Source organism: Flavobacterium riviphilum (assembly GCF_055231795.1).
This window is the reverse complement of record NZ_JBUYSY010000029.1, coordinates 1-7,460: the sequence shown is the minus strand read 5'-3', so window position 1 is coordinate 7,460 and position 7,460 is coordinate 1. Positions and strand designations below refer to the sequence as shown.

Genomic DNA, 7,460 nt, shown 5'->3' with positions numbered 1-7,460 from the left:
GACTGTCAACACGGGTTTTTCATCATCTTTTATAGTGATTTTTTGAACTCCGGTTGAGGTGTTGCCAGCGCAGTCTGTCGCAGTCCATGTTCTGGTGATAACTCCTAAGCCACAGCTGTCTAAAGTGCCTTCGTCTTTGTAAGTTACTTTAGGGGCTTTATCACAATTGTCTGTGGCGGTTGCCATACCAGAATCTCCTGCTACACAATTGAATGTTGCATCTTGTGGTAGCGTCAACACGGGTTTTTCATCATCTTTTATCGTGATTTTTTGAACTCCGGTTGAAGTGTTGCCACAGGCATCTATCGCGGTCCATGTTCTGGTGATAACTCCTAAGCCACATTTGTCTAAAGTGCCTTCATCTTTGTAAGTTACTTTAGGGGCTTTATCACAATTGTCTGTGGCGGTTGCCATACCAGAATCACCAGCTACACAATTGAATGCTGCATCTTGTGGTATCGTCAATACAGGTTTAGTATCGTCTTTTACACTTACGATTTTAGTACATTCTGAAGAACAATTATTGGAGGTGACAATTAATTTTAGAGTATAGTTCTCACCACAAACACCCCCAGCATCAACAACAACATTTTTTTCATTTGTAGCGCCAACAATGGTTCCATTTCCACTTATTGACCAACTATATGTTAATCCTTCTCCTGCCGGACCCGAATAGTTATTTGCTTTTGAACTCGGGCAAACCATATCATTTCCGGTAATGGAACAAATTGGGTTAGGTACTACCGTTAATGTTCCTGAACCACTTGCTTTGCATATACCATTTGTAATTTCCACTTCATAAACCCCTGCAATTGATGCATTAAATGTCGCAACATTTCCTGGATCAGGCACCCCAAGAGGAACAGTCCATTTATAGGTATAACTGCCTGCAGGATTTGGTACTGCCGTAATGGCAACAGGGGCATCATTAGCACATTTTGTTGGAGAATTCACCGTAACGGTGGGTTGCACTACTTTATCTATTACAGTAACTGTTTTCTTAGCAAAACATCCTTCTAAGTTAGAATAAGCATACACGGTGTAGACTCCTGGAAGATTTACTACGGGTTCAGTACCTTGTAACAATGGCCCTTCAGAATTACCACTTGCAGGACCATACCATTTCAAAATAGCATTTTGAGGTGTGGGAGTAGCGGTAAGTTTAGCTGTTGGCGTGGTACAAGTCAAGTCATTGCTTACATTGGCTATGACAGCCACTTCGGTTATATTACCAAACAAAAAGGGACCCGAAAAATCTTTTAGCTCAGAAGTAAATGAAGCAGAAGATCTCGTTTTAACCAACAATGAACCCAACAAATTTGAACATGGCCCTTGAGTTAGACTTCTACTATCAAGTCCTAAAGCTGTTAAATTTATGGCAAACTCTGTAAACTGTAAGGGCGCAAAATTATCTTGATATGTAGCATTAGAACCTTCTAGAGTACCCCAAGGGGCTGCTAGAGTTGAACCTGTTACATTAACTACTGCAAAAATTTCACTTAAAGTAGTTCCTACTAAAGGTGAAATTTCGGCATAGCCATAAATTCCTGCACCATTGCCTTGATCAAAAACACCTGTTAAATTGAAAGGTCTATTGGGTTTAGAATTAAAATTAGCCAAATCGGTATTTGAAATCCAAACGCGAGCACTTCCTAATGGTTTGGTACCGCCATTTTCAAAATCAATTGCAATGTCTATATCTCCAGGAACTAAAACCTTTCCATTTGCATCAAAAACCCATGCGGTATGTCCCGCCTGTTGGCCAGTTCCCACTAAAGTACTACCATTGTAAGTAACTTCATTTCTAAAAAATTCAAAATCGAAATGAGAATTACCATCAGAAGAAATTTTTGATGCTCCTCCAAATCCCCACAAAATTCCATTGGGGTTAATCGCTAGAGCAGCTGGAGAAACATCTCGTCTTAATGCCCCAAACACATCAACAATGTCATTCTTTTGAGGTATTCCTCCTACACCTAACGCCCAAGTAGTGGGGTTGTCTCCGTTTTTATTTGAATTTCCACTAAATACACTAGAATCATTATTACTTTGTGTAGAATTTCCGTCTCTTCCGTATACTGCATCTATCCATATATAATTCCCTACTTGGGTATTATTAGGTTTGGACATGCGTTTTTCAAAAGTAAAATTGTTATTAGATTGAATCGATGTCTTCAATGCAGCAGCATTGGTCTGATCTATAATATTTAGACCTGTCCCAGTCCACGTTGCACTCAAAAACCAGTCATCTGTATTGTTTGAATTTTGAGGAGGTACCAAAAACTGACCTTTATTTGCATAAACATCAGCATCAATACCAAAATTGGCTTGTATTGCAGCACCAGAAACGGCCTGCCCTCGAACATTTTCAAAAGCAAACAGCAACAGAATAACCACAAGAAAAGCACCTTGCAAATTTTTATTCACAACATTCCTTAACCAAAAAGGAGAAACCGGTGACTTTAAAAACTTAATAAAACAATCCAGGTACGAAGAAGGCATACCTTTTTTCAGATAATGTGTAATTTTTTTCATGATATTTATGGTTTTAGGACCACATCATGAGCAAGCTAGTCTAGTAGGTTTGGAACATTAACACTTTCAATGAAACATTGAAACATTAAAATTGATGAATAAACCCTAATAAAAAAAATAACACTTGGCACATTGAAAATAAAGCTAGTATCGCAATATTTTCATTCACCATAACCAACATATTACGTTTGAAGCTGAAAATAGGAGAACAAATTTATGATAATTTTAATCATTGTTTCTTTCTTTAACATTGATTATCAGTTGTTTACAAATCTCAACCTTTCATTAAACTTATCTTAAAGATTGCACCCCATCTAACGCATGTTATACATTGCCCCTTTAAATGTACACTATGCCAATTGCTAGAAAAACAAAAAGGTTGCCTAATTAAACTAGACAACCTTGTATATTTTTATTGAACAGATGAGTTAAAAACCAATTCAAACCCTTATTTGTAATCTTTTGTGGTTTAAAAAAGTGGAATTCTCTTTAAAATTGCTAAATATTTTATTGTGGCAATGGAATTTTATAAATCGAAAATTCAAGACTATCAATAGCTCCTGTTGCTTCATTTATTCTTGAGTTGGTATAGTAGAGATGCTTGTTATAAATCGCAAACGAATCGGCCCATTTAATTTTATCACTAGCTGTGGATAGGGTTTTTATGGTTTTATTTTTTGTGACATACTGAATGGCATCATGCTCCAAATCGCCAAAATAAATAGTACCTTTTTTGTCCATGGCCAAACCATCCGGCGCAGCAGTAGTCATCGAAAAAATTCCATTGACGTCATTTTTTAACAGCGCTGGAATTTTTATTCCATACAAGGTATAACCCGTTAAGGCATGAAAATATAAGATGTCCTTTTTGGGATCCCATTCTATTCCATCGGAATGTACCGTGTTCTTCCAAATTCCATTGCTACAATGCAACTGATTGGTTTCTGCCAAAGTAACTTTATGTCGATCCAAAAAACGTTTGGAAACTCCCGTTTTCATATCCAACACCACTATACCCGCTTCTCCAGAATCGGTAAAATAAATCCATTGCCGTTTTTGGTCTACGCGTAAGTCATTGATGTAAGAGTTTTTATGAAAACTGCCTTCCGAAAGTGTATAGGTTTTCTTTAATTGATTTTTTTCCAAATCAAAAACATATACTTTCGGATTGGCTCTCACGCCTTGAAATTGGGGATTGTTGGTTTCGAGCACATACAACTCATTGTTCACCGCAAGAACAGACTGTATGGCTACAAATTGATTGGTTTCGGTATTGGAATCGTTTTTCCATGAATTCCATGCCTCATTAGGATAAGGCATATAGGAGCCATCTTTAAAAACTTCGACTACCGCAAAAGGGACATTTTCTCTCCATCTAGGAAAATTAGCAAACATTCTTCCGTTAGGTGCTATGGCCAAACCCGTTACCTGAATCCCTTTGAATGTGGCAACTAATTCTTGTGAAGACATAGGCAATACCAACCCTAACATACAATACATCAATATCTTTTTCATAGGTTTATTTCTTTAAAATGAACAACTTTTTAAATCTATACAAAACAAAACACCTTTAAAACTAAAATAACTTTCACACCAAACACAAAATGCTATGTGGCTAATTTACAGCTTTTTACAAAAACAACCAACAAAACCTTCTTCCTACGGGATGCACCCAAACCAGCACAAAATCCAACACAATTGAACCGTAACGAGATAAAAAAAACCGCTTCTTTAAAAGCGGTTTCTTCCATTATCTGTGTATTTTTAATTCTGACATTTGGGATCTAAGTGTCTTTTCTTACCATTTCCTCCTGTACAAAGCGGAATATCAGCAAAATCATAATACTTGGTTACCCCATTAGCATCTTTATAAGAACGTTCTAATTTGGTAGTATAATTATCATTATCATCGTCAACATCTAAGAAATCTGGAATCTCGTCACCATCGGTATCATCTGGATTGGTCGTTGGCTTCGTAGGATACAAGCTTGTATTTCTAAAATCGTACAAATACCCATCGCCATCTAAATCTTCTAAATAAGACGGAATGCCATCTCCATCATGATCATTTCGTTGTAATTCAAACAACTTTATATTAAAAATAAGTGGTGAATAAGCTGGAATACTTCCTGCAGAACTATTAAAATATGCCAAACCTGAAGGAATAAAAACAACTCCTGCTCCAAAATTTTGATAATTTACGGTCCCATCTGGATTTGAAGAATAGGTGCCCGTTTTTAATTTAGGCATCATTTCCGAAAACCCTATTCTTAAACCTGTATTAGTTAACAATACAAAATTTGTCTTTTCAAATTCTGTTACCGTAAGTGTGGTCACACCATCCTTAGTAACTTGCTGCAAATAATCACCTTTATAACCAACAAAGTAATTATCTACATTTGTAGGCGCAACTCCAACACCCTCATTTAATATCAAGTAATACAACTTATAAGTTATATCATGAATCTTTACCTCTCTAAACTTTAACGGATACGTGGTTTGATCTTTGATTGACTTTTGAGTGCCTCCTGCAGGAATTTTGGTAAACTTCACATCAAAGTTGGCCGTTACTTCTTCTATATAATAAGTACTCAAATATTCTTCAATATCCTTTAAATCGGTAGCATATTGTTCGGCAAAATCTCTTGGAGGGGTTATCTCATCCTCTTTATCTTTTGAACATGAAAATAATGCTACGTATAGCATGGATAAAATAAAATAAAACTTAATTTTGTTCATTAGTACTACGATTTGAGTGCGCAAGATACAATTTAGATTGATTTTGATAAAAGATTTAACTTTGATTTTTATAATTTTATGCGAATAGATAAATATTTATGGTGTGTACGGTATTATAAAACCAGAAATATGGTCACTGAAGCTTGCAAAAAAAATCAAATCACCGTAAACGGACAAGTAGCCAAAGCCTCCAAAGAGGTTTTCCCTACCGATGTGATTACCTTTCGAAAAGATCAAATTACACAAACCATAACCGTTTTAGACATTCCCGAAAACCGTGTGGGAGCCAAACTGGTAGACATCTACCGAAGAAATGATACTCCAGCAGAGGTATACCAACATTTAGAATTACTTAAATTATCCAAAGAACATTATCGCAAAACGGGCACTGGTAGACCTACCAAAAAAGACCGTAGAGACATCGAAGAGTATGGAAATACAAGTCATGATACTAATGCAGAGGAATGGAATTAAAAAACGTTCCTCTATTGTAATCACACTAGGCTTTTTTCCTTTTATATAGATACCCAAAAAAAACAAAAATGGATCAAAATATCATCTTAACACAGGCCGAAATCGAACACAAAATCAAACGTATTGCTTATCAAATCTACGAAACCTTTGTAAAAGAAGATGAAGTAGTAATAGCTGGTATCACCAAAAATGGCTTTGTATTTGCTCAGAAAATTGCCGAGGCCCTTCGCAACATCTCCCCTATACAAGTATCGCTTTGCGAAGTAATCCTTCACAAACACCAACCCGACTTGGCTATACAAACTTCTTTACCAAAAGAAGCCTACACTAACAAAGGTTTGGTTTTGGTAGATGATGTGCTCAATTCAGGCACTACACTTATTTATGCAGTCCGTCATTTCTTGGACGTTCCTTTGAAAAAATTCAAAACTGCCGTTCTCATTGATAGAAATCATAAAAAATACCCAGTAAAAGCTGATTTCAAAGGCATCTCTTTATCTACCTCTTTATTTGAACACGTTCAAGTTGTATTTGAAGAAACAGGCCACTGTTATGCTTATTTAAGCTAACAGCGCCACTATTGCTTCTACCGTTTCGTCTATGGATTGCTGATCCACCTCAACTTTATATTGAGCTTGATTGTAGTAATAACTTCGATCAAAAAGATGTTTGGCTATAAATTCCTTAAGTTCGTTATCGTCCAAATGGGCGATTAGCGGACGTTTGGCCTTATTTTTAGACAGACGCTGACATAAAGTATCCACAGATGCTTTGAGATATACCGAAACCACATCTTCACGCTGCAACAACTCATGATTGTTAGCATAACAAGGCGTTCCTCCCCCCAAACCAAGGATAACAGGATTAGGTGAAGCTAAAATTTCAAGAAAAGCTTCATGTTCGAGTTTACGAAAATACACTTCTCCCTGTTGCTCAAAAATTGCTTTGACAGACAAATTGGTTTTTTTTTCGATCCATTCGTCCAAATCCAAGAAGGGAATTCCAATTGTTTTGGCCAATTTTTGGGCTATGGTCGATTTTCCGCACCCCATATACCCCAATAAAATAATTTTTTTCATGATAATAAAACCTTACTAGATAAGGTGTTGTAGATTTTTAAACAAAAAAGACAAATTTATAATAAAAATGCTTGGAAAATTCGAAAAAAAGGATGTATATTTGCACCCGCATTCAAGAAACGAATTGACTCGATAGCTCAGTTGGTAGAGCACATCACTTTTAATGATGGGGTCCTGGGTTCGAGCCCCAGTCGGGTCACAATTACTGTGAATACGCATTAGTTTCTTGAATGATTGACTCGATAGCTCAGTTGGTAGAGCACATCACTTTTAATGATGGGGTCCTGGGTTCGAGCCCCAGTCGGGTCACAAAGGTTGTTCGTAATACGGATAACCTTTTTTTGTTTCAGGCCATGTGGAGAAACGGTAGACTCGCCATCTTGAGGGGGTGGTGCTCGTAAGGGCGTGAGGGTTCAAATCCCTCCATGGTCACAAAAAAAGCCTTTTTGAATGGGCTTGCAAAAGATTTAGCCGGCAATGTATTCGAAAATTGAATTTTCTTATATCTTTGCCGGCTATTTTTTTCTCCATATGCTAGTTCAACCTGCAGAACAAGCCACGGATCAAGGCAAAAACCTGTGGAGTAGCAAAAATTAGGATCAAGGCAAAAACCTGTGGAGTAGCAAAAATTAA

6 protein-coding genes and 3 tRNA genes are annotated in these 7,460 nt (G+C 36.8%); 5 read left to right on the top strand and 4 right to left on the bottom strand.

The annotated features are described in order from the left end of the window. The 3 genes from ACZIX2_RS14050 to ACZIX2_RS14040 form a co-directional block, all read right to left on the bottom strand. Nucleotides 1-2,535 (bottom strand): HYR-like domain-containing protein (locus ACZIX2_RS14050; protein ID WP_463340728.1); only part of this gene is annotated, 2,535 nt, incomplete at its 3' end. A gap of 507 nt (nt 2,536-3,042) precedes the next feature. Continuing rightward, a complete protein-coding gene (locus tag ACZIX2_RS14045; protein WP_463340727.1) occupies nt 3,043-4,050 on the bottom strand; it encodes an L-dopachrome tautomerase-related protein in 1,008 nt (335 codons plus the stop codon). A gap of 249 nt (nt 4,051-4,299) precedes the next feature. Further along, on the bottom strand, nt 4,300-5,274 hold the full coding sequence (locus ACZIX2_RS14040) for an FKBP-type peptidyl-prolyl cis-trans isomerase (RefSeq protein WP_463340726.1): 975 nt from the start codon (nt 5,272-5,274) through the stop codon (nt 4,300-4,302). A 78-nt stretch (nt 5,275-5,352) separates the two neighbouring features. Here ACZIX2_RS14040 and ACZIX2_RS14035 point away from each other — a divergent pair, with 78 nt between their 5' ends. Both ACZIX2_RS14035 and ACZIX2_RS14030 read left to right on the top strand, forming a co-directional pair. Next, entirely contained in the window at nt 5,353-5,748 is a 396-nt protein-coding gene (locus tag ACZIX2_RS14035) for an RNA-binding S4 domain-containing protein (protein WP_463340725.1), read from the top strand. A gap of 68 nt (nt 5,749-5,816) precedes the next feature. Further along, a complete protein-coding gene (locus ACZIX2_RS14030; RefSeq protein WP_463340724.1) occupies nt 5,817-6,317 on the top strand; it encodes a phosphoribosyltransferase domain-containing protein in 501 nt (166 codons plus the stop codon). Here ACZIX2_RS14030 and ACZIX2_RS14025 read toward each other — a convergent pair. Next, on the bottom strand, nt 6,309-6,827 hold the full coding sequence (locus ACZIX2_RS14025; RefSeq protein WP_463340723.1) for a shikimate kinase: 519 nt from the start codon (nt 6,825-6,827) through the stop codon (nt 6,309-6,311). The genes ACZIX2_RS14030 and ACZIX2_RS14025 overlap by 9 nt on opposite strands. Nucleotides 6,828-6,953: 126 nt before the next feature. On the opposite strand from ACZIX2_RS14025, the gene ACZIX2_RS14020 reads away from it, so the two are divergent. From ACZIX2_RS14020 to ACZIX2_RS14010, 3 genes are all read left to right on the top strand, one after another. Further along, nucleotides 6,954-7,026 (top strand) — tRNA-Lys (locus tag ACZIX2_RS14020). Between the two features lie 37 nt (nt 7,027-7,063). Beyond that, a tRNA-Lys gene (locus ACZIX2_RS14015) sits at nt 7,064-7,136 on the top strand. 40 nt (nt 7,137-7,176) lie between these two features. Continuing rightward, nucleotides 7,177-7,259: transfer RNA gene (locus ACZIX2_RS14010), tRNA-Leu, on the top strand. Nucleotides 7,260-7,460: the final 201 nt, after the last annotated feature.

What these genes read in the sequence shown, in the direction of transcription:
- ACZIX2_RS14030 (WP_463340724.1), top strand. Translation starts at nt 5,817, where the DNA reads ATGGATCAAAATATCATCTTAACACAGGCCGAAATCGAACACAAAATC.
- ACZIX2_RS14045 (WP_463340727.1), bottom strand. Translation starts at nt 4,050, where the DNA reads ATGAAAAAGATATTGATGTATTGTATGTTAGGGTTGGTATTGCCTATG.
- ACZIX2_RS14025 (WP_463340723.1), bottom strand. Translation starts at nt 6,827, where the DNA reads ATGAAAAAAATTATTTTATTGGGGTATATGGGGTGCGGAAAATCGACC.
- ACZIX2_RS14040 (WP_463340726.1), bottom strand. Translation starts at nt 5,274, where the DNA reads ATGAACAAAATTAAGTTTTATTTTATTTTATCCATGCTATACGTAGCA.
- ACZIX2_RS14035 (WP_463340725.1), top strand. Translation starts at nt 5,353, where the DNA reads ATGCGAATAGATAAATATTTATGGTGTGTACGGTATTATAAAACCAGA.